General features: G+C 38.8%; 23 protein-coding genes. 20 read left to right on the top strand and 3 right to left on the bottom strand.

Features of this window, described 5'->3' with window-relative positions:
* Position 1 precedes the first annotated feature (1 nt).
* From BV902_RS05585 to BV902_RS05530, 12 genes are all read left to right on the top strand, one after another.
* Complete coding sequence (locus BV902_RS05585; protein ID WP_075991103.1) at positions 2-916, top strand: substrate-binding domain-containing protein; 915 nt, start codon at positions 2-4, stop codon at positions 914-916.
* A gap of 66 nt (positions 917-982) precedes the next feature.
* Positions 983-1,774, top strand: a complete 792-nt coding sequence (locus tag BV902_RS05580; protein ID WP_075991102.1) for a lysophospholipid acyltransferase family protein — start codon at positions 983-985, stop codon at positions 1,772-1,774.
* Positions 1,756-2,514 carry an ABC transporter ATP-binding protein gene (locus tag BV902_RS05575; RefSeq protein WP_075991101.1) on the top strand — a complete coding sequence of 253 codons (759 nt, stop codon included), beginning with the start codon at positions 1,756-1,758 and terminating at the stop codon, positions 2,512-2,514. The genes BV902_RS05580 and BV902_RS05575 overlap by 19 nt, the downstream gene beginning before the upstream one ends.
* A 122-nt stretch (positions 2,515-2,636) precedes the next feature.
* The gene (locus BV902_RS05570) at positions 2,637-2,858 is read left to right on the top strand and encodes a DUF2795 domain-containing protein (protein ID WP_028072584.1); all 222 of its coding nucleotides are present in this window, start codon (positions 2,637-2,639) and stop codon (positions 2,856-2,858) included.
* A gap of 147 nt (positions 2,859-3,005) precedes the next feature.
* Complete coding sequence (locus tag BV902_RS05565) at positions 3,006-3,473, top strand: hypothetical protein (RefSeq protein ID WP_083663487.1); 468 nt, start codon at positions 3,006-3,008, stop codon at positions 3,471-3,473.
* A gap of 350 nt (positions 3,474-3,823) precedes the next feature.
* Positions 3,824-4,813 carry an anthranilate phosphoribosyltransferase gene (trpD, locus tag BV902_RS05560; protein WP_075991100.1) on the top strand — a complete coding sequence of 330 codons (990 nt, stop codon included), beginning with the start codon at positions 3,824-3,826 and terminating at the stop codon, positions 4,811-4,813.
* A gap of 1 nt (position 4,814) precedes the next feature.
* Entirely contained in the window at positions 4,815-5,441 is a 627-nt protein-coding gene (locus tag BV902_RS05555; protein ID WP_075991099.1) for a phosphoribosylanthranilate isomerase, read from the top strand.
* Positions 5,438-6,622: a tryptophan synthase subunit beta gene (trpB, locus tag BV902_RS05550; protein WP_075991098.1), complete on the top strand. Its 1,185-nt coding sequence runs from the start codon at positions 5,438-5,440 to the stop codon at positions 6,620-6,622. Before BV902_RS05555 ends, trpB begins: the two co-directional genes overlap by 4 nt.
* A gap of 3 nt (positions 6,623-6,625) precedes the next feature.
* On the top strand, positions 6,626-7,387 hold the full coding sequence (gene trpA, locus BV902_RS05545; protein ID WP_075991097.1) for a tryptophan synthase subunit alpha: 762 nt from the start codon (positions 6,626-6,628) through the stop codon (positions 7,385-7,387).
* Positions 7,388-7,571: 184 nt separating this feature from the next.
* A complete protein-coding gene (locus tag BV902_RS05540) occupies positions 7,572-10,037 on the top strand; it encodes a phosphocholine-specific phospholipase C (protein ID WP_075991096.1) in 2,466 nt (821 codons plus the stop codon).
* Between the two features lie 351 nt (positions 10,038-10,388).
* The gene (locus BV902_RS05535) at positions 10,389-10,808 is read left to right on the top strand and encodes an HYC_CC_PP family protein (protein WP_145327817.1); all 420 of its coding nucleotides are present in this window, start codon (positions 10,389-10,391) and stop codon (positions 10,806-10,808) included.
* Between the two features lie 263 nt (positions 10,809-11,071).
* Positions 11,072-13,657, top strand: coding sequence for a TonB-dependent receptor domain-containing protein (locus tag BV902_RS05530; RefSeq protein ID WP_083663486.1), 2,586 nt, complete (start codon positions 11,072-11,074; stop codon positions 13,655-13,657).
* A gap of 53 nt (positions 13,658-13,710) precedes the next feature.
* Here BV902_RS05530 and BV902_RS05525 read toward each other — a convergent pair whose 3' ends face one another.
* Both BV902_RS05525 and BV902_RS05520 read right to left on the bottom strand, forming a co-directional pair.
* The gene (locus BV902_RS05525) at positions 13,711-14,289 is read right to left on the bottom strand and encodes a Maf family protein (protein WP_075991094.1); all 579 of its coding nucleotides are present in this window, start codon (positions 14,287-14,289) and stop codon (positions 13,711-13,713) included.
* A 2-nt stretch (positions 14,290-14,291) separates the two neighbouring features.
* Positions 14,292-14,810: a KdsC family phosphatase gene (locus BV902_RS05520; protein WP_075991093.1), complete on the bottom strand. Its 519-nt coding sequence runs from the start codon at positions 14,808-14,810 to the stop codon at positions 14,292-14,294.
* Positions 14,811-15,685: 875 nt separating this feature from the next.
* Between BV902_RS05520 and BV902_RS05510 the strand changes: the two genes are divergently transcribed.
* From BV902_RS05510 to BV902_RS05480, 8 genes are all read left to right on the top strand, one after another.
* On the top strand, positions 15,686-19,117 hold the full coding sequence (locus BV902_RS05510; RefSeq protein WP_075991091.1) for a hybrid sensor histidine kinase/response regulator: 3,432 nt from the start codon (positions 15,686-15,688) through the stop codon (positions 19,115-19,117).
* A gap of 17 nt (positions 19,118-19,134) precedes the next feature.
* Positions 19,135-19,716: a CheR family methyltransferase gene (locus BV902_RS05505; RefSeq protein ID WP_335682260.1), complete on the top strand. Its 582-nt coding sequence runs from the start codon at positions 19,135-19,137 to the stop codon at positions 19,714-19,716.
* The gene (locus BV902_RS28530; RefSeq protein WP_335682259.1) at positions 19,709-19,945 is read left to right on the top strand and encodes a CheR family methyltransferase; all 237 of its coding nucleotides are present in this window, start codon (positions 19,709-19,711) and stop codon (positions 19,943-19,945) included. The genes BV902_RS05505 and BV902_RS28530 overlap by 8 nt, the downstream gene beginning before the upstream one ends.
* Positions 19,946-19,951: 6 nt before the next feature.
* Positions 19,952-20,512, top strand: coding sequence for a chemotaxis protein CheB (locus tag BV902_RS05500; RefSeq protein WP_075991090.1), 561 nt, complete (start codon positions 19,952-19,954; stop codon positions 20,510-20,512).
* 22 nt (positions 20,513-20,534) lie between these two features.
* Entirely contained in the window at positions 20,535-22,136 is a 1,602-nt protein-coding gene (locus BV902_RS05495) for a response regulator (protein ID WP_075991089.1), read from the top strand.
* Between the two features lie 176 nt (positions 22,137-22,312).
* A complete protein-coding gene (locus tag BV902_RS05490) occupies positions 22,313-22,846 on the top strand; it encodes a plastocyanin/azurin family copper-binding protein (protein WP_075991088.1) in 534 nt (177 codons plus the stop codon).
* A gap of 214 nt (positions 22,847-23,060) precedes the next feature.
* A complete protein-coding gene (gene lpdA / locus BV902_RS05485; RefSeq protein ID WP_075991087.1) occupies positions 23,061-24,467 on the top strand; it encodes a dihydrolipoyl dehydrogenase in 1,407 nt (468 codons plus the stop codon).
* A gap of 67 nt (positions 24,468-24,534) precedes the next feature.
* Positions 24,535-24,939 (top strand): acyl-CoA thioesterase, encoded by a 405-nt coding sequence (locus tag BV902_RS05480; protein ID WP_075991086.1) that lies wholly within the window; start codon positions 24,535-24,537, stop codon positions 24,937-24,939.
* A gap of 85 nt (positions 24,940-25,024) precedes the next feature.
* On the opposite strand, the gene BV902_RS05475 is transcribed toward BV902_RS05480, so the two are convergent.
* The gene (locus tag BV902_RS05475; RefSeq protein ID WP_046674086.1) at positions 25,025-25,324 is read right to left on the bottom strand and encodes a DUF3817 domain-containing protein; all 300 of its coding nucleotides are present in this window, start codon (positions 25,322-25,324) and stop codon (positions 25,025-25,027) included.
* Between the last annotated feature and the right edge of the window lie 94 nt (positions 25,325-25,418).

Here is a 25,418-nt window from a genome sequence, read left to right as displayed (position 1 = left end):
AATGAAAAATTTTCTACTGCTTGGTCTAACAATAGCATTATTGGGAGCCCAGGAAATTAAGGCACAAGAACATCGTTTTGATCCCCCCTGGAATAATCCACCAGAATCGGCTCTAAATTTTACGGTACCCGGGATAGACAATATTCCAGATTTATATGGTGATATCGAGAATCCGCAGCTTACCGTTTTTTTCGCTGGCAATCAATTTATGGTTGTCGATGATCTACTTGCATCATTCAAAAAAGAATACCCACAATACGAACGTATTTTTGTTGAAACTCTGCCGCCGGGCATTTTAGCTAAACAGATTAAAGGCGGATCAATCACGATAGGCAACCTACGTATTACGCATAAGCCCGATATTTACACAGCGAGCAAACGAGCGATCAACGAGATGGCAGATTACTTCAGCCATACACAGGTTTATTGCTACAACAATATCTGTTTGATGATTCCAAAAGGAAATCCCGCTAATATCAGAACATTGAATGATCTGGGGAATGACAAAGTTCGTATTAGCATGCCTAATCCCCAATGGGAAGGAATTGGGGTGCAGATCAAAGCATCTTATAAAAAAGCCGGGGGCGAACAACTCGTCAAGAAAATCATGGATGATAAGGTCAAAGATGGCAGCACTTATCTGACCAAGATCCACCATAGGGAGAGCCCCATGCGTATATTGTATGGACAGGCAGATGCGGCTCCCGTTTGGGCTTCTGAAGTCGTTTACCAAAAACTAATTGGCCATCCAGTTGAAGGGATCACCATTCCTGATGCGCAAAATACAACGGCAACTTACGTTGCTGCAAAGCTTAAAAACGCCCCCCATACGCAGGCTGCAGATGACTTTTTAAAATTCATGGACTCACCAACGGCCAAGAATATTTACAAGAAATATGGTTTCACAGTAGACTAAAAAAGAAAATGGATAATTAATTATCCATTTTCTTTCTTTACTTTAGGTCAAAATTAGTTGACTTGTATGATCCTATTGCTCAAAAAACTCCATCGGTATTGGTATTTTATCAGCGTTCTACTTGTTTTTCTTCTGTTTTTCCCTTATATCTATTTTTTAGCACGACGTCCCGAAAAAAACTATGCTAGAATCGCCCGTATGCGACGCTGGGTATCAGTTGGTGGTTCGGCCCTAGCTGGTGTATTTTTTAAGGTGAGCTATGAATCAAAAATAGATTGGAACCGTTCCATGGTATTGTGTCCCAATCATACTTCGGTCTTGGATATAACAGCCCTCACCTATTTGTGCCCAGCTCCTTTTTCTTTTATCGGAAAAGCTTCATTGCTTAAAAATCCGGTTACACGTATTTTTTTCAAAACAATAGATATCCCGGTCACAAGAAGAAGTAAAGTATCTTCTTTCAAGGCCTTCCAACGTGCCAATGAACTCGTCCGAAATGGCAGAAGTGTCGTTATCTTTCCAGAAGGAAAAATCGACGATAGTTTTCCGCCACAGATTCATGCATTTAAATCCGGAGCCTTTCGAATCGCTATTCAGAATGACGTTCCCACAGTACCCATTATCATAGAAAATGCCTGGGATATCTTTTTCGATGACGGCTCGAAAAGGGGATCTCGGCCGGGAATAGTTAAAATCCATGTATTCAACCCGATAGAAACTAAAGATTTTAACGATGATAATGCATCAGAACTAGAAAAAGTTGTATACGACAAAATGCATTCCTATTGGATTATGAAGAATAAATCGTATTTTCATAACCTAGAGAACCTCCAAAAAATATGTCAGGAAAGATCTTAATCGAAATCAAGGATATTGCTAGAGAATACCAAATTGGTGCGGAAACAATTCATGCCTTAAGCTCCGTTACACTCAACATCCATAAAGGAGAATTTGTTGCCTTAATGGGGCCTTCAGGATCAGGCAAATCCACGTTAATGAACATTCTCGGTTGCTTGGATACGCCAAGCCGAGGAGAATACATCCTCAATGGGATTAATGTGAGTGACATGACTGACGATGAACTCGCCGAAGTAAGAAACAAAGAAATTGGTTTCGTCTTTCAAACTTTTAACCTGTTACCAAAGAATACAGCACTTGAAAATGTTGCGCTTCCCCTAATTTACGCGGGCTATAATAAAGTTAGACGTGAGGAAAAAGCTACTGCAGCATTGGAAAGTGTCGGCTTAGGGCATCGTATGGATCATAGACCTAATGAACTATCGGGTGGACAACGACAACGTGTTGCTGTTGCAAGAGCATTGATCAACGATCCTTCCATTATACTTGCCGATGAGCCAACAGGAAACCTTGACACCAAAACGTCCATTGAAATTATGGGCCTACTGGAGGAAATTCACTCCAAGGGTAATACCATTATTCTAGTCACACATGAAGAGGATATCGCATTACATGCACACCGTATTGTACGCATGCGAGATGGCTTGATCGAAAATGATTATCCAAACCCAGAAATCAAATCAGTGTCACCAAGACTTGATGCGTTAAACGAAAAGGGAAGTGACTTTGAGAATATCTAAAAATATTATAACGCTAAAAATCAACAACTTATATTAATACAGCAAAAATAACACGTGATTTACTTGCTTAAGTTAAATTAAATCATAGTTTTGCGAAAATAGAGAACTTAAATTGTTTTTATATGTATTGGACATTAGAATTAGCTTCGCATCTAGAAGATGCACCATGGCCAGCAACAAAAGATGAATTAATCGATTACGCTATTCGTTCGGGTGCACCTGTTGAGGTGATTGAAAACTTACAATCTCTTGAGGACGATGGTGAGCCATATGAAAATATCGAAGAAATTTGGCCCGACTATCCAACAAAAGACGATTTCTTCTTCAATGAAGATGAATACTAAAAAATAAAAAACGCCTTTATTCAAAAGGCGTTTTTTATTAAAGACATCGCCCTCTCTTCGGAGACAACTCAGTACGATATCCATAACCTCCCGAAGGTTTTTATTCCATAGTTTTAATCTATTTTGATGAAGACAAGTCTTACAAGTATGAAGATAAAATTAAAGCTATTGTTGTTCATGTTTATTGGCTGTATTGTCAGCCAAAGCCTATTTGCTCAGGAACAACAAACTTCCAATGAACAGGTTGTTGTTTTAAAAAAGTTTGTCCAGCGCTTGAATGATCCTAATTTAGCGACTGATATTATTTTAAGCCAAGATCTAATAACATCAAAAAAACTGGACGAAGATCTACAGGAATACCTATTGGCAAGCATCGATGAAATCAGGATAAATGTACAGAGCAAGGATATCAACCAACTGGAATATCTTAGCTTTGCTCAAGCAGGAAGAAAAGAAACAAGTGATATCGATCTCGAAGGTATTGACCCGCAACAAGTCTACTTTGTCAAATACCTCAAGCGTTTTGTATTTGCAGCAGTCATCCGTGATAGCAAAATTGCCTCTTTTACATTAGTTTCCAAAGGGAACAATAAAGCTCATTTTGTATTCTATTAGTTTTCATTGCCCCTATTTTATCAGACGCCTGCTGTTAGAATCCTTAAATATCACGCTTAGTCTTACACAAATGCACGCTTATCAGGTTTTATTTTAAAGTATATTTGTGAGCAATATTAAGCCAAAGATGCTTTCTTAAAAATTTTTCAATAAAAACACTTGCATTTTATAATTCTATCAACCATATTTGTATTAATAAAAATAACAATGATAACAACTGTATCAAATAAAGCTTGGTGGTGGCACAACGAATAACGTTGTGGCAAACTCCTATTGCATTATTTGATTAATACGTCAAGATATGATGGGCTTGCCTAAATAAGGTAAGCCCTTTTTTTATTTAAATTACCATGAAAGAAATTTTAGCGCATTTATTTGAATACAAGACATTTTCTCGGCAAGAAGCCTACGAGATCCTAACCAACATTGCCATGGGCAAGTATGACAGTCACCAAATTGCGGCATTTATGACGGCTTATGGTATGCGCAGTATTCGCGTTGAAGAGCTTGGAGGGTTTAGAGATGCGATGTATGATTTATGCCTCAAGCTGGATTTTAACGGTTATGATTTAATTGACCTTTGCGGTACAGGTGGGGATGGTAAAAATACCTTCAATATCTCGACAATAGCATCTTTTATCACTGCTGGGGCTGGTTACCATGTCGCAAAACACGGTAATATCGGGGTATCTTCGAGCTGTGGTTCATCCAATGTCATGGAATATTTAGGCTATCAGTTCAGCAACGACAAGGCTGAGCTACAACGCCAACTTGATGAAGCCAATATCTGTTTCCTACATGCGCCATTGTTTCACCCTGCCATGAAAACCGTTGCCCCGATACGTCGTGCATTGGGTGTTAAGACTTTCTTTAACATGCTGGGTCCATTGACAAATCCTTCCAATCCTAGATTTCAGTCTGTTGGTGTATTTAGTTTGGAATTAGCACGACTGTATGGTTATCTATACCAAAATACCAACAAACAATATTCCATTATTCATGCTTTGGACGGTTATGATGAGATATCCATGACCGGTGATTTTAAGGTAATCAACAACCAAGGAGAGAATTACTACAACATGGAAGAACTTGGTTTTACCCCAGTCTCAGCTCAGGAGTTGACGGGAGGTGAAACGATAGCAGATGCCGCCCAGACATTCTTATCTATATTGAACAATCAGGGTACAGATGTGCAGAACAATGTTGTTTTGACGAATGCCGCATTTGCGATTAAGACCTTTAATCCCAAAAAATCTTTTGGTGACTGTTTTTATGAAGCTGAAAGTTCATTGATGGGAGGTAAAGCTTTGCGCAGTTTCCAAAAACTAATCAAAAAATAAAATGGCGATCAAAGTAAAAGTTTGTGGCATGAAATATCCCGACAATATAACCGCTGTAGCCTCCTTGGGCATCGATTATATGGGATTCATATTTTATGATCAATCCAAACGTTATGTTGGTCAAAGCTCCTCCTCATACATTAAGGACCTTGACAGCCTAAGTAAGGTCGGAGTTTTCGTCAATGCCAGCCTTTCAGAAATTCTAGATAAAATAACTGAATTCCAACTAAATGCAATTCAACTGCATGGAAATGAATCTGCGGAATACTGTCTTGAATTGAAAGAAAAATCAGCAGTTAGCATCGTGAAAGCCTTCGGAGTAGATAAAAACTTTGACTGGATACAGCTGGATCCTTACGCTAAAATTGTAGACTACTTTTTATTTGATACAAAAAGTAGTTCCTATGGTGGTACAGGAGTACAATTTGACTGGTCCCTATTGGACCAATACAAACTTACTACCCCCTATTTTCTCAGCGGCGGTTTAGATCCCGAAAATATCAAAACAGCGCTAGAAAGAAATGATCCACGGCTATATGCACTGGATTTAAATTCAAAATTTGAAGTAGAACCCGGCTTAAAAGATATTGAGCTATTAAGCCACAGTATAAATACTATTAAAAAATGAGTATATATCAAGTCAATGAAAAAGGATATTATGGTCCCTTTGGAGGAGCCTATATCCCTGAGATGCTCTATCCCAATGTGAAAGAGCTACGTGAAGAATATCTCAAAATTATCGAAGAAGAGAGCTTTCAGGAGGAATTTAACCAACTGCTCAGCGATTATGTCGGACGTCCTTCTCCATTATATCATGCCAAGCGTCTTTCTGAAAAATATGGAACTACGATTTACTTAAAACGGGAGGACCTTAACCATACCGGAGCGCATAAAATCAACAATACTATTGGCCAAATTCTATTAGCGGAACGCTTGGGTAAAAAGCGCATCATTGCCGAGACAGGCGCAGGACAGCATGGCGTTGCCACAGCTACCGTTTGTGCGCTGAAAGGTATACAATGTGCAGTGTACATGGGAGAAGTTGATATTCAACGTCAAGCTCCAAATGTAGCACGGATGAAAATGATGGGGGCCGAAGTTATTCCCGCAACATCGGGCTCCAAAACGCTAAAGGATGCGACCAATGAAGCTTTGCGCGATTGGATCAACAATCCTGTCGACACCCATTATATCATTGGGTCTGTTGTGGGACCACACCCTTATCCCGATATGGTTGCTCGCTTTCAGTCTATTATTTCTGAAGAAACGAAAAAACAACTATTAGCAAAAACAGGAAGAGAAAATCCAGATATCGTATTGGCTTGTGTCGGTGGAGGCTCCAATGCGGCAGGTATGTTCTATCATTACCTCGATGAAGAATCGGTTCAATTGTATGCCGTAGAGGCAGCTGGCCATGGTGTTGATTCAGGCGAATCCGCTGCGACAACAGCACTAGGAAAAGAGGGCGTTTTACATGGAAGCCGATCTATACTGATGCAAACAGCGGATGGCCAGGTCATAGAACCTTACTCCATATCGGCAGGACTCGATTACCCCGGTATTGGCCCTCAACACGCTTGGTTATTCAAATCCGGCAGAGGTAACTATGTAAGTGTGACTGACGACGAAGCGATGCAGGCAGGTCTTGAGCTTACCCGACTAGAAGGTATCATACCGGCTATTGAGAGTTCTCATGCCCTGGCTTATTTGGAAAAAATACCTTTTAAAGGTGATGAGACTGTCGTTGTCTGTCTTTCTGGACGTGGTGACAAGGATCTAGATAATTATATGAAATACTTTGATTTTTAAGGCATGAATACAATTGAAAAAAAAGAAGGTACTCCCCTTTTATCGATATATTTTACAGCTGGATATCCAACATTGGACAGCACAATAAGTATTGCCAAGAAATTGGAAGAAGCTGGCGCGGACTTTTTGGAAATCGGTTTTCCTTATTCCGACCCAGTGGCAGACGGGCCTGTCATTCAGCACAGTTCAGAAGTCTCTTTGGCAAACGGCATGACCGTAAAAAAGTTGTTCGATCAATTGATTGACCTCCGTAAACATGTTAGCATTCCCGTATTTTTGATGGGCTACTTTAATCCTGTGCTCCAATTTGGTGTTGAAAGATTCTGTGAAGAATGTAAAAATGCAGGTGTAAACGGTGTCATTATACCTGACCTACCCATGGATGAATACGAAGAACTTTACAAAGAGACGTTCGAGAAAAATGGGATTGCAAATATATTCATTGTAACACCGCAGACTTCTGAAGAACGAATCAGAAAAATAGACAGCCTTTCCAGGAGCTTTATTTATTTACTTTCTTCCAATGCAACGACAGGTAAAACACTTGATGTTGGAGACGATACAGCTGCTTACTTCAAGCGGATACATGATCTTCAATTAAAAAACCCATTGATCGTTGGTTTCGGTATCTCCGATAAACCTACCTTTCAAAAAGCAAGTAAGCATACGGCCGGTGCCATTATAGGTACAGCATTTGTCAAACGGCTAAAAGAACCGGATTATCTTACACAGATTCCAGCATTTATTGCGTCTATCAAAGCTTAATATGTAGGCTAGAAATTAGCAAAGCGTTAATTTTTTAATAAGAGTTCGGTCTAAAGTCTTTTTTCTTGGATCGAACTCTTATTTTTAAGGCAGTTTTCGAAAATGTGATTTTTCGAAGAGAATAACTTTGTTGCCTTGATCAACCAAGCAATAGGCAGCCAATCAAATCAATACTGTTATAACCATGGATACGCGAAGAGATTTTTTAAAGAAAGCGGCTATGCTTGCTGGGGGAGCTTCTATCTCCCATGTTATTCCATCCGCTATTGCGAAAGCGATGGCTATAAATCCAGCATTGGGCAGCACATTTTATGATGCCGAGCACGTTGTTTTATTAATGCAGGAAAACCGTTCATTTGATCATGCCTTTGGAACACTGCGTGGTGTAAGAGGCTTCAATGATCCTAGAGCTATCCGTCAACCCAATCGGAATAAAGTTTGGTTTCAGACGCAAAAATCCGGCGAAACATTTGCTCCTTTCCGATTGGATATCAAAGATTCAAAAGTCACCTGGATGGGTTGTCTCCCGCACAACTGGACCGACCAAACAGATGCTCGCAATAAAGGCAAGATGAACAAATGGTTGGATGTAAAACATTCCGGATTTAAAGAATTTTCGAATCTACCGTTGACTATGGGACATTATAGTCGCGAAGATATTCCATTTTACTATTCTCTCGCGGACTCTTTCACAATCTGCGACCAACACTTTTGTTCGAGCATCACCGGCACGAATCCGAATAGGCTTTATTTCTGGACAGCCAATATCCGGGAAAATCTTACAGGAAAAGCCTTGGTTTGGAATGGAGACTCCGAGTTTAGCGGGAAAGCAACATGGACAACTTTCCCCGAACGCCTTTCGGAATTAGGCGTAGACTGGAAAATCTATCAAAATGAAATTTCTTCGAGCAGCGCTGGTTATAGTGGCGAAGCAAATAGCTGGCTCGCCAATTTTGGTTGTAATCCGATGGAATACTTCCCCCAATATCAAGTCAAATATCATCCGCGCTATCGTCAGCTCCTGACATTAAAACAAGAAGATCTCGAACGCAAAATTAGCGAAACAACAGCTGGCGAAGCGCTTGAAAATTTAAAGAAAAATCTCAAACATACGCTAGAAGAATTACAGCTATATACTGCCGAGAACTTTGAAAAGTTCGATGAGCGGACAAAAGATATTCATCGCCGTGCTTTTGTTAACAACAGTGCACAGCCCGATTATATGGAATTGGAAACAATGCATTATCAAGAAGGGGGACAACAGCGCGAGTTACAGATCCCTAAAGGGGATGTTCTGTATCAATTCCGAAAAGATGTCGAGGAAGGTAAACTTCCAACCGTATCATGGCTGGCTCCACCGCAGCTTTTTTCTGACCATCCTGATTCTCCTTGGTTTGGCGCATGGTATGTTAGCGAAATCATGGACATTCTTACCCAAAATCCAGAAGTTTGGAAAAAAACAATCTTTATACTTACATATGACGAGAACGACGGGTATTTTGACCACTTTGCCCCCTTTACAGCTCCAAATCCGGATGATACAGAAAGCGGAAAAGTATCAGCGGGAATCAACCCTGGGTTAGAATATGTACGCCGCGATGAGCAATATTATCCTGAAAGCGGAAGAGAAAGCAATATCGGTCTTGGCTATCGTGTACCGATGATCATTGCTTCTCCATGGACCAGAGGTGGTTGGGTCAATTCGCAAGTGTTTGACCATACCTCCAGTTTACAATTCCTAGAGAAGTTTATTAACCACAAAATCAAGAAAGATATAAAAGAAACCAACATCAGCAGTTGGCGGCGTACAGTATGTGGAGATTTAACTTCGGCATTTAGGCCCTATCATGGCGAAAACATTAACAAACCGATTGTACTAGAACGGGAACCTTTTATCCAAGAGATTCACCAAGCCAAGTTCAAAGGCCTTCCCATGGGCTTCAAAGCGCTCAGCGCAATGGAGATCAAACAAATAGAGCAAGACCCCAGCAGTTCTCCCTACTTCCCAAAACAAGAAAAAGGGCTCCGGGATTCATGTATCCTTCCCTATGAACTTTATGTGCATGGCGAATACCAATCCAAAGGGGATTACTTGGTCACATTTGAAGCTTCAAATAAAATTTTTGGCAAACATGCTGCGGGCTCACCTTTTACCGTCTACCATGCTGCTAGCTACAAAGGAGAAGTTGGAACCTCAAGAAATTATGCTGTTTCTCCTGGAGATCGTGTAACGGACCAATGGTCGCTAGACGCCTTCGATAAAAAAATGTACCACCTCGAAATCTATGGCCCAAATGGATTTTATCGAGCGTTTAAAGGTGACACAAACAACCCAGAGTTAAAGGTCCGCTGTACCTATGAAAAAAGTAAAAATGAATCCGCGTTTACTGGGCGTTTGTCTTTTTCATGTACAAACAAGGGGAAAACAACCCAGCAACTTGTTTTCGAGGATATCAGCTATGGAAAAGAAAAAAGGAGTCTGCAACTTAAAGGTGGGCAATCCATTAGGATACATTTTGATTTGGCTAAGCAAAACTTTTGGTATGATTTCCGCCTCACCTGCGCCGGTTTTCTAAACTTTGAGGAACAATATGCGGGTCGTGTAGAGATTGGAAATGCGGGAAAAAGTGATCCTCTATTAAGCCGATAAACAAAACGAAAGGGAGCATTTAAAAAATGTTCCCATTCTTATAACATCTTCCTGGAATAGGTAAATTTCAGGAATTAAATTACATACGCTGTTATCCGATAAAGTGTTCCGAAAAAAGATCGAACACACTGTACTATTCCTGTATACGACGAACCAGATGATAGAATCCCTTGTACAATAGAATTGCCCCAACAATCAAAAAGATAGCTAACAAATACGAGCTGACCGGATTGATAAATAATAAATACATAACTCTGGTAATTTTTGGTTTTTCATTTGTTACTACAAGTTATAACATTTATCCAAAATATTACAAAAAAAAAATTACATATTTTCTTTATTTTTGCTTCGATGAAGAAAATTGCACTATTTATCGGCTTATTTTTCTATTTGCTCGCAGCAAGTGGTGCCTCACTGCATCTTCATTTTTGCCAAGGGGAAACAAAAAGTGTATCGTTATCGGAAAGCCATACTATGGCCTGCCCTCTTTGTGCCAAGTCTGCAAAAAAACAGCAGAACCACTGTCATGAAACAGGAAGCTGTAAAGATGTTAAGATCGAAGCACAAAAGGTCGATCACTTCAGCCGAGTAACACAAAATCTTGATTTTAACACTTTTTCTCCCGCAATAGTTACGCTTCATTGGATACTTAATTATTATCATTTCTCTGGGGAGGAGGACGATTTTTCTAAATTAAAGTATACCGATTTTGCGAGCGATAATAGACAGAACCCACCTGTTTTTATTCTCAATCAAAATTTTAGAATTTAATATCACCTCTTTTCACCGAACGCAGTTCATTTTCTTGAATTGACCGAAGTCCAGTATAGTTTTTATATTTCGTGAGAACGGCAGACTGTCATTCCCAACATTGATCTTTCCGTAGCTTGTCACGGAACAAAAAACAGTGGATTTTAAATCATTCAGCAAAAATAGTAGAACTGAAAAAATAAATCCGTACCCCTTGAATGTGGTTGCGTGGTATCATGAAGGTAAAAATTAAATGCTAGTTGAAGCGAATACTCTTAATTAAAATGATGAATCAAATTTTCAAAAAAATATATACGACAACCATTCTATCCTTATTTTTTCTGGCATTTGTACAGGCACAGACCGACAGTACGAGGACTCTTACAGTGGCTGGGAACTGTGCCATGTGTAAAAAACGTATTGAAACTGCCGCAAAAATGCATGGCGTAGAAACGGCCGTTTGGAATGCAGGAGACAACTTATTGCAAATCAAATATAACCCCCAAAAAGTTCAACTGGAGACAATCAAGAAAAATATTGCTCAAGTTGGTCATGATGTAGACAACTTGGTTGCCACTGATGAATCCTACGCTAAACTCCATGAATGTTGTATGTATCCGCGATTGGAAAATGGCAAAATACCCGAAAAGAAAACTGTAACAACCGATAACCATGACCATCCACATACAGTTACCGGTGTTGTCGTTGAAGAAAATGAAAAGGGGGATCTTAAACCCATTATTGGTGCCAATTTACACTGGGCCAACCTTCCAACCAAAAACACAAGGACAAACGAAAATGGTGTTTTTAAATTGGACCATAAAGAAGGATTCAACAAATTGGTTGTAAGTTATGTTGGGATGAAACCTGACACCATCACCATCAAAGATCTTCATGAAGTCATCATGATTACAGCAAAAGGAAATGTGTTGATGGAAGTCGAGGTAAAAGGAACACGACGCTCAAATTACATCGACCGTATGACACCTGCACGACTGGAAGTTCTTACAGGAAAGGAGTTATTCAAAGCGGCGTGCTGTGACTTAAGCGAGAGCTTTGAAACCAATGCCTCCGTCGATGTCGTCAGTGCTGATGCTGTAACAGGCAGCAAACAGATTCAAATGCTAGGTCTTAGTGGTATTTATACCCAATTAACCGTTGAAAATTTACCCGGACCTCGTGGGCTCGCTTCTCCTTTAGGTTTAAATTCTATTGCAGGAACATGGATTGAATCAATTCAAATCGCGAAAGGTATCGGTTCCGTAGCCAACGGTTTCGAAAACATGGCCGGACAGATCAACGTCGAATTGAAAAAACCCCAAAATTCAGAAAGATTGTTTTTTAATGCCTATGCGAACAACATGGGACGCACAGATGTCAACTTAAATCTTTCACAAAAAATTGGTCAGCATTGGTCCACTGCAGTTCTATTGCACGACAATTTCATGTACAATAAATCCATGAACTTTAGTCACAACGGATTTAGAGATATACCCGTTGGCAATCTATTCTCTGGGGTCAACCGTTGGTTTTATGAAAATGGGAAAGGACTTATGGTACAATTTGGGGTAAAATATCTCAATGACGACCGTACAGGCGGGCAGATTGATTTTAACGAAAAGACAGATAAGGGTACAACGAATCGCTATGGTTTAGGGTTTGATATTGAACGTGTAGAAGGTTTCGCTAAAATTGGTTATGTGTTCCCCGAAAATAAGCACCGCAGCATAGGTCTCCAGCTTGCAGGGTCGAATTACAATCAAAAAAGCTATTTTGGGCTCAATAACTACAATTCAGACCAACAAAATGGATATGCTAACCTCTTATTTCAAGATATTATCGGCACTGTCGCTCACAAGTATCGCGTTGGTGCCTCGATTAATTATGACAATTACAATGAGTGGTATTTAAAAGATCAAAACTTCAAAAGGAAAGAAGTGGTTTCGGGAGCATTTGCAGAATATACCTATAGTCCATCAGAAAAATTTGATGCCATTATCGGTCTCCGCCAAGACTATAATTCCCTGTACGGTTGGTTTACAACACCACGCATCCATTTACGTTATGCACCGATTTCGGGAACAACGGTTCGAGCTAGCTCAGGAAGAGGTCAACGTACAGCAAATATATTTGCAGAAAATACGGCCGTCTTGGCAAGTAGTAGAAAATTGGTTATTCAATCGCCTAATATATACGATAAAGCTTATGGCCTACAACCTGAAGTCTCCTGGAATAGCGGAATAGCGATAGACCAAAGTATGCGGATCTTTGGACGTGAGGCTTCGGCATCCGTTGAATTTTTCCACAACAGCTTCTCTAATCAGGTCGTGGTCGATTACGAAAATCCCCGAGAGATCAATTTTTACAATTTGAATGGGAAGTCTTTCTCCAATAGCTTGCAAACAGAATTTCGCTTTATGCCAGCACCACATTTTGAAACGAGATTGGCCTATCGCTTACTTGATGTCCAAACTGATTTTCAAAGTGGCAGAAAGACCAAACCGCTATTGGCCAAACACCGTGGTTTTGTAAACCTAGCTTATAATCACCATTCTGGCTGGAGTGTAGACTATACGTTGAATGTTGTTGGACAAAAACGCATTCCGTCAACAGCAGAGAACCCCGTTGAATATCAAATGCCTACAGCATCAAAAGCTTATGCGACCATGAATGCGCAGATTAGCAAAACTTTTGGGAAAGAGAAAAACTTCACTGTATATGTGGGCGGAGAAAATCTGTCTAATTATTTCCAAAATATGCCAATACTTGCAGCGGATCAACCCTTTGGAAACTATTTTGACACTTCAATGCTTTGGGGACCATTAACAGGACGCATGTTCTACACTGGGGTTCGTTATTTCATCAAATAATAGCTCAGCTAAAAAATCAATGAATAATAAAAAAGCGGCTTTTGCCGCTTTTTTTACATTAACTTTTTCAATTCTTGATAAAGCTTTGCCGTTGGCAATCCGACCACATTATTATATTCTCCCTCTATTTTTTTTACGGCGATTAAGCCGATCCATTCCTGTATTCCATAAGAACCCGCTTTATCTAATGGTGAAAATTTAGTAACATAATGATCGATTTCATCCGCATCTAATTCGTAAAAATAAACAGTTGTCGTTTCGACGAAAGTGCTAATCTTACCCTCCCATGAGATCGCTACGGCAGTCAACACCAAATGTTTCTTACCAGACAAGTTTGTTAGTGTTGCTCTGGCTTCCTGTTCATCTTTGGGTTTACCTAATATTTCGCCCTTATCCGATACGACAATAGTATCGGCACAGATAACCAAACAATCGTCTTTATCCCCAAATGCCTCCGCTTTACAAATAGCGATTTGGCGAACGACCTCTGCAGCGGATAAATTCGGATCCACGTATTCTGCCGTTTCCCGAACGTCGACTTCAAATGTCAGCCCAAGCCCTGTTAACAGCTGTTTTCTCCGTGGAGATTGAGACCCTAATATAATTGTTCTATTTTTTAGATTTTTCAACATCCTTATATACTTTTTACTGTTTCATCCTCATACCAATTGCCTTGTACTTTCATGACCTTTTCGATCAATTCACGCACAACTCCCTTTCCGCCACAAAAGCTAGACACATAATGTGAAATTTTCTTGATCTCTTCTACTGCATCTGCCGGAGAAACAGCTACGCCAACAGACTTCATGCAGCTAAAATCAGGGATATCGTCACCGATGTACATCAACTGATTTAATTCAAGCTTGTAATCATAAGCAAGTTCTTTCATTTTAGACAGTTTGTCACTAACTTTTGAATACACTTCTTTGATTCCCAAACCTTTCATCCGCTGCTCGACCCCCTTCGAACCTCCTCCTGTGATAATAAAAATAGGATAGCCTTTCTTGATCGCCAACTGCATAGCATAGCCATCTTTTATATTAAATGTACGTAACTGATGCCCTTCTTCATTAACTTGTACAGTACCATCAGTCAATACACCATCTACATCCAATACAAATGCTCTTATCGATTTAAATTCGGTCAATACCATAAAAATTTATTTTTGTAAAAGTAAGGCATTTCGAGTAATAATTCGTGTAGCGATACTGATCTAATTGACAGGGCTGTCAGATAATTATTCAGTTAAGCCAAAATATCATTTGTGTGTCACAACATAGTTGTATTAGCAACTTATTCTCAAAAATATTTGGATGCTACTGTATATTTACCGTATCTTTGTAGAAGATAATTAAAGGTTATCTCGCTATGAAACACTAACAGCAAGCAGTCAGAAGAGTTATTTACTTGAAGCTTGCATAAGATTTTAAAAAACAATCATTTTTAGTTTTCACGGCACAACACGGCAACTAATTTAGTTTAGAAGCCCTTAAAGAGTCTTTTCATAATTTAGGTTTATAATTGGTTAGTAACGAACCCTGGTGCCCATCATCAGGGTTTTGTTTTTATAAGCATTTTTTCTTCTTCTATTTAATAAACTTGACTGAACTATCTCCCTACCAACATATAGCTAAGAACAATTTTCAATCAATTTTTAGACAGTGATCAGTCACTGCTTATTCAGTCTACACTGAGTGATCACTGAACAATCACTGAACGAGCACTGAACAAACACTGAACAAGTACTGTTAAAAGACCTAATTTGATCACTGCTTGATCCCTACTTGCTGCAACTCAGAATTAAAAGACAAAAAATGGTATGAGCTACGCTTACGTAACAAAAAATCGCTATTGCGCGGTAATCGATTATTTTGGAATGCCCCTTGACTGTTTATAGGTTTGCTTCTATGCTGACTTTTGATTATTTTAGGAATAGCAAGTTTTTTTGTTATTTTACATATATCTTTTTCCCCAGGTACCATCGAAACACAATACCTACAGAAAAGTAAACGATAAACTCATTCTAACATGAATCGAAAAAATTATAGAAAGCAAATTACCATAGGAGTGATAATTTCTTTTTCGCTTATCTTCCTTTCAGCCCTATATTTTTTCATATCGCTGCATCATAATTTAAATAACGAGCGAAGTATTGTTCGTGTTGCCGAAAATAGATTCAATATTATTAATGAAATCAAATCAAGTGTAGACGAAGTAAATGACATCAAACTTGATTACCTGAATAAGAAAGACGCTTCACTATTTATTCCTTATAAAATGGAATTTAAAAAAATGGACGAACTGTTGCGATCTTTAAGTTTGAAAGATGATTTCTATCATGTTCAGCCAAACAGCACTGAAAACATCCGCAAAGATATCGTTGCATTTTACGACTTTGAGCAGGATATCGATCACACAAAGGAAACTCAATCCATATCCCATAATATTCACGAACGAAAGGCCTCGATATTAAATCAGATCGATCTCATGTCGAGAGATCTATTAGACCAACGGGCAAGACTCTTAGAAAAATCTAGAAATGAACTGCAACTGGCCCAGTACATTACTTACCTTTTCATCGCCATTGGCTTAAGTGGGTTCTTCTATATTCTCGCTAAAATTTCCTCGATCTCTAGATTTCTGAGGTCTACAGTGAAAAGTCAACAAGAATCCAATAAAAGTCTCCAACTATTGCAAGAACAGACCAACAGTGATAACTGGATTTTGAATGCGATTAATGGCATCGACGAACAATTACGCGGTGACTATACAGACAAGAAAATTGCCGAAATAAGCCTACATGCTATTGCTTCCACGACAAAAGCATTAGGTGGGACGATTTACATTTTCGATGATAACTATCAGGAGTATCAGCTTTGCCACAAAATTGGTATTTCCTCCACACAGTATATCAAACGAACGTTTAAGGAAAACGATGGCATTTTGGGCGAAGTTGCAAACAATCATGAAGTCGTTAAAATAAAAGATATTGACCACAAGCATCTTATCTTAGAAACCTCGTTATCCGATCACTTAGACGCTGAGATTTATATTGTTCCCTTCTCTTATGAAAGCCATTGTGTCGGTGTCATGGAAATCTGTTGCCCCATTGTCAATGAGAAAGACGAGCAACTACGATTTAACTTCCTGGATAAAGCAAAAGATAACATTGCCGTTATTATCAAAGTAGCCCAAACTCATGGAAAGCTTGCCGATCTTTATGAGGAACTTCAACAACAAACCGAGGAATTAGAGACGCAACAGGAGGAATTGAGAACAACCAATGAGGAGTTAATCCACAAGACCCATTTGTTGGAGGCTTCTGAGGAAGAGCTTAGAGTACAGCAGGAAGAACTTATCCAAACCAATAACGAGCTGGACGAGAAGGCTAAATTGCTCTTTGCACAAAATGAAGATCTAGAAAAAGCCCGCCAGGCCATAGCCCAAAAAATAGAGGAAGTAGAGCTGTCCAGCAAATATAAATCTGAATTTATGGCCAATATGAGCCATGAACTGCGGACACCACTTAATAGTATTCTCATTCTTGCCAAATTACTTCAGGATAACAAAAAGAAAAACCTCAGTGAGGATCAAATAAAATATGCTTCTGTCATTCACAGTGCCGGCTCAGATCTCCTTCATTTAATTAACGAATTGTTGGATCTGGCAAAAATTGAATCCGGTAAAGTTGAAGTCCAAAAAGAACGTATCAACACAAACTATCTTGTCAATTATATTAAAGATTTTTTCAATGATACCGCAGCGTCGAAAAATATTGACTTCCTACTCGATGTCAATGTAAATGCACCGCAGGAATTCATCGGTGATGAACATCGTATACAACAAGTCCTCAAGAATTTATTATCGAATGCCTTCAAGTTTACAGGTGAAAAGGGCGAAGTCTCTTTAGCGATAGAAGCTGAAGCTGAAAATCTTCTTTTTACGGTAAAAGATAACGGTATTGGCATTGCTCCAGAAAAACAAGAGCTAATTTTTGATGCTTTTAAACAGGAAGATGGCTCAACGAGTCGTAAATATGGTGGCACTGGTTTAGGCTTATCGATATGCCGCGAAATTGCTAGCTTATTAAAAGGGAAAATAACCTTATCCAGTAAGGTTGGTGAAGGTAGTATTTTCACCTTCAGTATCCCGCTAGAACAGGAGATTCAAATTTCAGTCCCGAAAGTAACATCTGTCGAAAAAGAAAGTAATCCACCAACGCAAATTCCGAAGGAAAATCCTATAGTCGAAAAAACGAAGTCGATCGACAACGATGGAAAACACAATAAACTTCTGATTATTGAGGATGATTTTATTTTTGCAGATATTCTAAAAGACTACGCCGAACAAAACGGCTACGATGTTTACATCAGCTATGATGGGCAAGATGGTTTACAAAAAGCACAAAATTTACGACCTGCCGCAATTATCTTAGATATTATGTTGCCTAAAATGGATGGTTGGGAAGTTCTTCGTAACCTCAAAAAAATTGACAGCACCAAGGAGATTCCCGTACACATGATGTCGGCAGGAACATTTTTACATGATGAACCTATTTCTGCCGGAGCCATCGGATTTATGGCTAAACCCGTGTCAGAAGAATCTTTGGCTGAAACATTCTTAAAAATAAAAGCATCGACTAGTCATCCATTGAAAAAAATTCTGCTGGTGGAAGATCAGGAAATCCAAAGCGATTTTATCAAACAATCTTTAGAAGAACAGCATATTCAGATATTTCAGGCTTTCAATGCGAGACAGGCGCTCGATTTATTAGATCAAGAGAAATTGTTTGACTGCATCATTATGGACCTGAATCTCCCTGACAAATCAGGCATTGAACTCCTGAATGAAATCAAATCAAACACTCAATTTAAGGATTTACCCATTATCATCAATACGGCAATGGAACTCACTACAGAGCAGACTTCCGAAATTTTGCATCACAGCCAGGCGATGGTCCTTAAATCTGCTAAATCAAATAATCGTCTGATTGATGAAGTTAATTTATTCTTAAATAAAATTCGCAGCAATAAGCACGAATACACGATGTTCAATCACTCAGGATCCTCTGTAATTGCTGAGAACAATTTAGCTTCAAAAACAGTATTACTCGCAGATGACGATATGCGGAATATTTTTGCCCTTAGTACCGCATTTGAAAGCTATGATATGAACATTGAAATTGCCAACAATGGCCAGGAAGCTTTAGATATTCTTGAACGAAATAAACAGATTGACCTTGTTTTAATGGATATCATGATGCCCGTCATGGATGGTTATGAGGCTATTGAAAAAATAAGGGCAAACAAGAAATTTGCAAACCTTCCTATTATTGCTGTGACAGCGAAAGCAATGAAAGGTGATAGAGAAAAAACAATTGCTGTTGGAGCAAACGATTATATTAGTAAACCGGTTGATGTTGACAAATTAATATCTCTGATGCGCGTATGGCTGAGTTAACCGATAAAATAGTAGCAATGATAAGTTTTGAAGAGTTGGAAGAAGTTATTGATATAGTCAAAAATCTCCACGGCTATGATGTATCCGGTTATACAAGAGCTTCCTTAAAAAGACGTGTGACTAGAATAATGGAACTTAACAAGCTCAATCTACAGGAGCTAAAGTCCAATTTGATTAATCAGCCCGGATTCAGCACCTATTTCCTACAGGAAATTACAGTGAATGTAACTGAAATGTTTAGGGATCCTGATTTTTATAAAGCTGTAAAAACGGATGTATTTCCCTATCTCGCAACTTATCCACATATAAAACTGTGGAGTGCCGGTTGTTCTACTGGCGAAGAAGTTTATTCGCTGGCCATATTGTTAGAAGAAGCAAATCTTTACCAACGTGCATTTATTTATGGTACCGACATTAACGGCAAAGTGTTAGAAAAGGCAAAACGCGGCATCTATTCCCTCGCGAAAGTTAAAGAATACTCGGAAAATTTTATTAAAACAGAACCAAAAAACTCACTGTCGGATTATTATACAGCGATGTACAACGCAGCTACCATTAATAATAGTCTGAAAAAAAAATGTCCTTTTCTCTATGCATAGCTTGGTGTCCGATGGCGTTTTTAATGAATTTCAACTGATTACCTGCCGTAATGTATTGATCTATTTTGATACTGAACTGCAAAATCAAGTCCTGGATTTATTCTATCATTCACTATGCCATCTGGGCTTCTTATGTTTGGGAGCGAAAGAATCTTTAATCAACTATAAAGACGCTGCTAAATTTAAGGTCGTAAACAAAAAACAGAATATTTACCAAAAAATTGGTTAGTAGGTGATGGAAAGGAAAATTCTTTTGTTAGCGGGGTCTGCCGGTGGGTTTAGTGTCATTCTAAATCTATTAAAGTCATTGGAACGACCAATCCGCATACCCGTTATTGTCATTGTACACAGAAACCCTAAATATGCTTCTAGTATTGAGGACACGCTTTCCAAAGCGCTTGTTCAAAAAATAAAAACTGCAGATGATAAGGAAGCGATAGAAAATGGGACCATTTATTTTGCCCCTGCTGGCTATCATCTTTTAGTTGAACCAGACTATAGCTTTTCTTTGGATATCTCGGAACCTGTTCAATACTCAAGACCATCAATTGATGTAACTTTCGAATCTGTAGCCGAAATATATAAAGAAAATTGTACCGCTATCTTATTCTCTGGAGCAAATCAGGATGGTGCACAGGGATTATTAATGATAAAACGGTACGGCGGGACGACTTTTGTACAAGACCCTGCGACGGCTGAAGTTCCCATCATGCCCGAAGCAGCTATTCAACTCGATGCACAGGAACGCATTTTGAGCATTCAAGAAATAAAAGATTACATCAAGCAATTGACTTAAAATTGTATTTAGATTTGCTATAATGAAGAAGATAAATATATTGATTGTCGATGATAAAATTGAAAATATTATCAGTCTTACAGCACTGCTGGAGGATATCGAAAATATAAATATAGTGACGAGCACAGATCCCAACGAAGCTTTAAAAATCTGCTGGAAAGAGGATATTGACTTAGCGCTCGTTGATGTACAGATGCCAGAAATCAATGGTTTTGAATTTGTTTCCTTCCTAAAGAAGAATCCGAAAACAAACCATATTATCCCGATTATGGTAACAGCGATTTCAAAAGAAGACAAATACCTCATTCAGGGACTTAATAGCGGAGCTGTGGATTATCTATATAAACCGCTGAACCCCGAAGCGACCATCGCAAAAGTAAAATCTTTTGTTCAGCAATTACTGATACAGCAGGAAATTAAAGAGAAAAACATTGCCTTAGAAGAATCAAAACAGGCCATTCTCAAAGCTAAAGAAGAGGCAGATCTTGCCAGAAAGTCGAAAGAAACCTTTTTAGCCAATATGAGTCATGAGATTCGTACACCTATTAATGGTATCATGGGCATTACACAGATGTTAAAAAACTCCCAGCTCACTTTAGAGCAAGAAAACTGGATCAATAAACTGGACTCTGCCTCTCAAAATCTATTGACCATTATCAACGACATATTGGATCTTTCAAAAGTTGACTCGGGCATGATGAAACTTAATATGGAGTCGACATCAGTGCAAGATATTACAGATGATCTAAACAATCTCTTTATTGATAAAGCCAACTACAAAGGGTTGAATTTTTCAATTGATGTAGACGATCGGATCACAAGTTATTTTCTGACAGATCCACTACGGTTGAAACAAATATTGACCAACTTTATCTCCAATAGTTTCAAATTCACCTTGGAAGGTTCTGTTGTATTAAAAATTCAGCTTCTAACAGAGGATAACCATAGTATCTGTTTACGGTTTCAGGTTATAGACACAGGGATCGGCATTGTAGAAGACGCCCTGGAAAAAATATTTATTGCGTTTGAACAGGGAGAAGATAGTATCACCAAAAAATTTGGCGGTACAGGATTGGGCCTCGCAATTGTAAAACGTATTGCTGCGCTGCTCAACGGTCGGGTTTTTGCATCGAGTGAATATGGTAAAGGGAGTATTTTCTCTTTTGAATGTACTTTCGACAAAATCAAAGATAAACCCGTAGAAAAAGAAACGCAGGTACTCTATACGGAATTGCCGAAGTTCAACTTCCCGATGGTTCTCATTGCTGAGGACAATGAATTAAACAGCTTTATGCTGGCAAATATCCTGAAGAGCTGGAATTGCGAAATTACTTTGGCAACGAATGGACTCATCGCACTAGAAGAAATCAATAAGAAAAAAATCGACCTGGTGTTTATGGATGCCCATATGCCGCTCATGAGTGGTTTTGAAGCGATCAAGGAAATACGTCGAAACACGAATCCGACAATCGCAAACATGCCGATTATTTCCATTTCAGCCTCTGTGCTCCAAGCCGAACAACAGGAAGCGCTCGATGCCGGAGCCAATGAAGTTGTCGGAAAGCCATTCGATCCTATCAAATTATATAAAACAATTGATACTTTATTGTCAAAATTGAAATGATAGTTTCAATTTATCAATGAAATCATTAATTTTAGAACATAATCAAGATGTTTTGATGTTATTTCTCATGAACGCGCATCCAGAAAGGAATTACGTTCGTCATAACTTCATCACTAAACCGCTAAAGGCTGCGGAAATGCCTACAATAAATAAAAGATAAACAAACAATCATTCAAATGAAAAAACTTTTTATGATACCAGCAGTTGCAGTTGCTTTATCAATTGCATCTTGTGGTGGAAACAGTGACAAGTCTGAAAAATCAACTAGTACAGAAGCGACAACTTCAACAGAAAGCCAAGCAACAGAAACAGTGCCTGGAATTGAAAACGTGGCTATTTCCAACAGCTTATCTTTAGAAGGTAACGATCAAATGAAATATAATAAGGATTTATTCCGTGTAAAAGCGGGTGAGCCAGTAGAATTATCTTTCAAAAATGCCGGTACTATGCCAAAAGAGTCCATGGGACATAACGTAGTTATCCTAAAACCAGGTGTTGACCTTCCAACTTTTGGTGCTGAGGCTGCTGCAGCTGCTGCAGACGAATATATTCCAAAATCAGCTTTATCTTCAATTGTTTCCCACACAAAATTATTGGGACCTGGAGAAACTGATAAAATCACTTTTACTCTTGAAAAAGGAGTTTATACGTTTATTTGTAGCTTCCCTGGTCACTATGGTGTCATGCAAGGAAAAATTGTTGCAGAATAACTAATAAGTAAAAAAGGATATTCAAACTATGAATATCCTTTTTTCAATTTTATACCCCCACTAACACCGATTCATTGTTCCCCGAGGTGCATAATTTCCATTCTTTTATCAAAAAAATGTAAAGTAAGGATCTTTGGTCACAAATCGTAAGTTTTGATTTCCTATCCCATTAATAATCATTAAATTTGTGGTACAAAAAAATAAAACGTAATCAATGCAATACGACGTAATTGTAATCGGAAGTGGTCCAGGCGGATATGTAGGAGCTATCCGTTGTGCCCAATTAGGATTAAAAACAGCTGTTATTGAAAAATATAGCACATTTGGTGGTACTTGTCTTAACGTTGGATGTATTCCTTCAAAAGCGCTTTTAGATTCTTCGGAGCATTACCACAATGCTGCGCACAATTTTGATGCATTTGGCATCAGCTTGAAAGATCTGAAAGTAGACATGGCAAAGATGATTGCTCGTAAAGACGATGTCATTGCCCAAAATACTGCAGGTATTACCTTCTTATTTAAGAAGAATAAAATTGACAGTTTTCAGGGTGTGGGTTCATTTGTGGACAAAAACACCATCAAAATAACGAAAGCAGATGGTTCTACAGAACAGATCACTGGTAAAAATGTAATTATCGCAACGGGATCGAAACCGACTTCATTGCCTTTCCTACCTGTTGATAAAAAAAGAATCATTACCTCAACCGAAGCACTTAACCTAAAAGAGATTCCAAAACACCTTATTGTCATTGGTGGTGGTGTTATAGGTTTGGAACTAGGTTCTGTTTATGCTCGTTTGGGTTCAAAAGTTTCTGTTGTTGAATTTGCAAAATCTATCATCGGTACAATGGATGGTGGCTTAGGAAAAGAACTACAACGTGTTTTGAAAAAATCATTGGGCATGGAGTTCTATTTAGGTCATAAAGTAACTGGAGCTTCCGCGAAAGGTAAAGTTGTAAAAGTAACCGCTGAAGATCCGAAAGGACAAGAAGTCACTTTAGAAGGCGATTATTGTATCGTAGCGGTTGGTCGTACCGCATATTCTGAAGGCTTAGGATTAGAAAATATCGGCATCACAGTAGAAGAAAGAGGCAAGAAAATCCCTGTTAATGCCCATTTGGAAACAGCTGTACAAGGTGTATTTGCAATTGGTGATGTGATCACTGGAGCAATGTTGGCACACAAAGCTGAGGACGAAGGTGTATATGTTGCAGAATATATTGCAGGTCAAAAACCACATATTGATTATAATTTGATTCCAGGTGTTGTTTATACTTGGCCTGAAGTTGCTTCTGTTGGAAAGACTGAAGAGCAACTTAAAGAGGCAGGTGTGAAATACAAAGCTGGATCATTCTCTTTCAAAGCTTCTGGTCGTGCAAAAGCATCTGGTGACACGGATGGTTTTGTAAAAGTACTGGCAGACGCGACAACTGACGAAGTATTAGGTGTACATATGATTGGTCCTCGTGCAGCAGATATGATTGGTGAGGCAACCGTAGCTATGGAATACCGTGCATCTGCAGAGGATATCGCACGTATTTGCCATGCACACCCAACCTATACTGAAGCAATCAAAGAGGCGGCGCTAGCAGCTACAGCAAACAGAGCAATACACGCTTAGGCGATAAATATCGAATACTCAAGGGGAAAAGGAAACTTTTCCCCTTTGTCATAAATACCTATACACGATGAATTTTTATACAAGAAAATGGGTCAAACCCGAAGACCTAAATCCCAATGGAACATTATTTGGAGGAACACTACTGCGATGGATTGATGAAGAAGCAGTCATCTATGCTATCGTTCAATTAGGAAATCCCAAAGTGGTTACGAAATTTATTTCAGAAATAAACTTTGTAAGCTCAGCCAAGCAAGGCGATATTCTCGAACTGGGTATTGAAGCGATCAATTTTGGAACAACATCTTTAACGATGCGCTGCGAGGTACGCAATAAAATATCCAGGAAAACAATTCTATCGATCGATAAATTGGTCTTTGTAAACTTGGATGAAGATGGTAATCCAGCTCCTCATGGAAAAGATAGCATTACCTATGCGTATATGGGGATTGAGAAGACAGGTAGAGATGATTAAACATCTCCCCTGTCTTTATTAATTTGGTATCTCCCCCCTACCTAACCCTTTGTAAAAATTTATGCATTTGTATTTTTTAAACAAACTATGATTTCTGTCTCTTTCCTTCAATTTCTTTTTTAAGATCCAATTCCACCCAAAAGCCAAAAATAGGGATTAAAGAAGCCAAGAAATATTTCACCGCCTTTAATATAGGCCACTTGTATTCTACAGTTGACATGATCAGCATAACGACGAAGATAACGACAAAGAAGCCATGAATGGAACCGGCTATTTTGACTGCTTCGGGGATTCCCGCGAAATATTTCAACGGCATGGCAATAAAAAACAAGCAAATGGTGGAGATTGCTTCCCACAGGGCGATCTGTCTGAATATTCTTAACATAATGATAAACTGTGTATTGTGAACTTCAAAAATAAGACTCTAAAAACGCTTTAACTATTATTTTTCCCCCTTTGACCAGGATGTGACATTCTGC

Origin of the sequence: Sphingobacterium sp. B29 (assembly GCF_001952815.1) — a bacterium.
GTDB lineage: Bacteria > Bacteroidota > Bacteroidia > Sphingobacteriales > Sphingobacteriaceae > Sphingobacterium > Sphingobacterium siyangense.
This window is presented reverse-complemented; position numbering and strand designations above follow the sequence as displayed.

What these genes read in the sequence shown, in the direction of transcription:
- BV902_RS05585 (WP_075991103.1), top strand. Translation starts at nt 2, where the DNA reads ATGAAAAATTTTCTACTGCTTGGTCTAACAATAGCATTATTGGGAGCC.
- BV902_RS05580 (WP_075991102.1), top strand. Translation starts at nt 983, where the DNA reads ATGATCCTATTGCTCAAAAAACTCCATCGGTATTGGTATTTTATCAGC.
- BV902_RS05575 (WP_075991101.1), top strand. Translation starts at nt 1,756, where the DNA reads ATGTCAGGAAAGATCTTAATCGAAATCAAGGATATTGCTAGAGAATAC.
- BV902_RS05570 (WP_028072584.1), top strand. Translation starts at nt 2,637, where the DNA reads ATGTATTGGACATTAGAATTAGCTTCGCATCTAGAAGATGCACCATGG.
- BV902_RS05565 (WP_083663487.1), top strand. Translation starts at nt 3,006, where the DNA reads ATGAAGATAAAATTAAAGCTATTGTTGTTCATGTTTATTGGCTGTATT.
- trpD (WP_075991100.1), top strand. Translation starts at nt 3,824, where the DNA reads ATGAAAGAAATTTTAGCGCATTTATTTGAATACAAGACATTTTCTCGG.
- BV902_RS05555 (WP_075991099.1), top strand. Translation starts at nt 4,815, where the DNA reads ATGGCGATCAAAGTAAAAGTTTGTGGCATGAAATATCCCGACAATATA.
- trpB (WP_075991098.1), top strand. Translation starts at nt 5,438, where the DNA reads ATGAGTATATATCAAGTCAATGAAAAAGGATATTATGGTCCCTTTGGA.
- trpA (WP_075991097.1), top strand. Translation starts at nt 6,626, where the DNA reads ATGAATACAATTGAAAAAAAAGAAGGTACTCCCCTTTTATCGATATAT.
- BV902_RS05540 (WP_075991096.1), top strand. Translation starts at nt 7,572, where the DNA reads ATGGATACGCGAAGAGATTTTTTAAAGAAAGCGGCTATGCTTGCTGGG.
- BV902_RS05535 (WP_145327817.1), top strand. Translation starts at nt 10,389, where the DNA reads ATGAAGAAAATTGCACTATTTATCGGCTTATTTTTCTATTTGCTCGCA.
- BV902_RS05530 (WP_083663486.1), top strand. Translation starts at nt 11,072, where the DNA reads ATGATGAATCAAATTTTCAAAAAAATATATACGACAACCATTCTATCC.
- BV902_RS05525 (WP_075991094.1), bottom strand. Translation starts at nt 14,289, where the DNA reads ATGTTGAAAAATCTAAAAAATAGAACAATTATATTAGGGTCTCAATCT.
- BV902_RS05520 (WP_075991093.1), bottom strand. Translation starts at nt 14,810, where the DNA reads ATGGTATTGACCGAATTTAAATCGATAAGAGCATTTGTATTGGATGTA.
- BV902_RS05510 (WP_075991091.1), top strand. Translation starts at nt 15,686, where the DNA reads ATGAATCGAAAAAATTATAGAAAGCAAATTACCATAGGAGTGATAATT.
- BV902_RS05505 (WP_335682260.1), top strand. Translation starts at nt 19,135, where the DNA reads ATGATAAGTTTTGAAGAGTTGGAAGAAGTTATTGATATAGTCAAAAAT.
- BV902_RS28530 (WP_335682259.1), top strand. Translation starts at nt 19,709, where the DNA reads ATGCATAGCTTGGTGTCCGATGGCGTTTTTAATGAATTTCAACTGATT.
- BV902_RS05500 (WP_075991090.1), top strand. Translation starts at nt 19,952, where the DNA reads ATGGAAAGGAAAATTCTTTTGTTAGCGGGGTCTGCCGGTGGGTTTAGT.
- BV902_RS05495 (WP_075991089.1), top strand. Translation starts at nt 20,535, where the DNA reads ATGAAGAAGATAAATATATTGATTGTCGATGATAAAATTGAAAATATT.
- BV902_RS05490 (WP_075991088.1), top strand. Translation starts at nt 22,313, where the DNA reads ATGAAAAAACTTTTTATGATACCAGCAGTTGCAGTTGCTTTATCAATT.
- lpdA (WP_075991087.1), top strand. Translation starts at nt 23,061, where the DNA reads ATGCAATACGACGTAATTGTAATCGGAAGTGGTCCAGGCGGATATGTA.
- BV902_RS05480 (WP_075991086.1), top strand. Translation starts at nt 24,535, where the DNA reads ATGAATTTTTATACAAGAAAATGGGTCAAACCCGAAGACCTAAATCCC.
- BV902_RS05475 (WP_046674086.1), bottom strand. Translation starts at nt 25,324, where the DNA reads ATGTTAAGAATATTCAGACAGATCGCCCTGTGGGAAGCAATCTCCACC.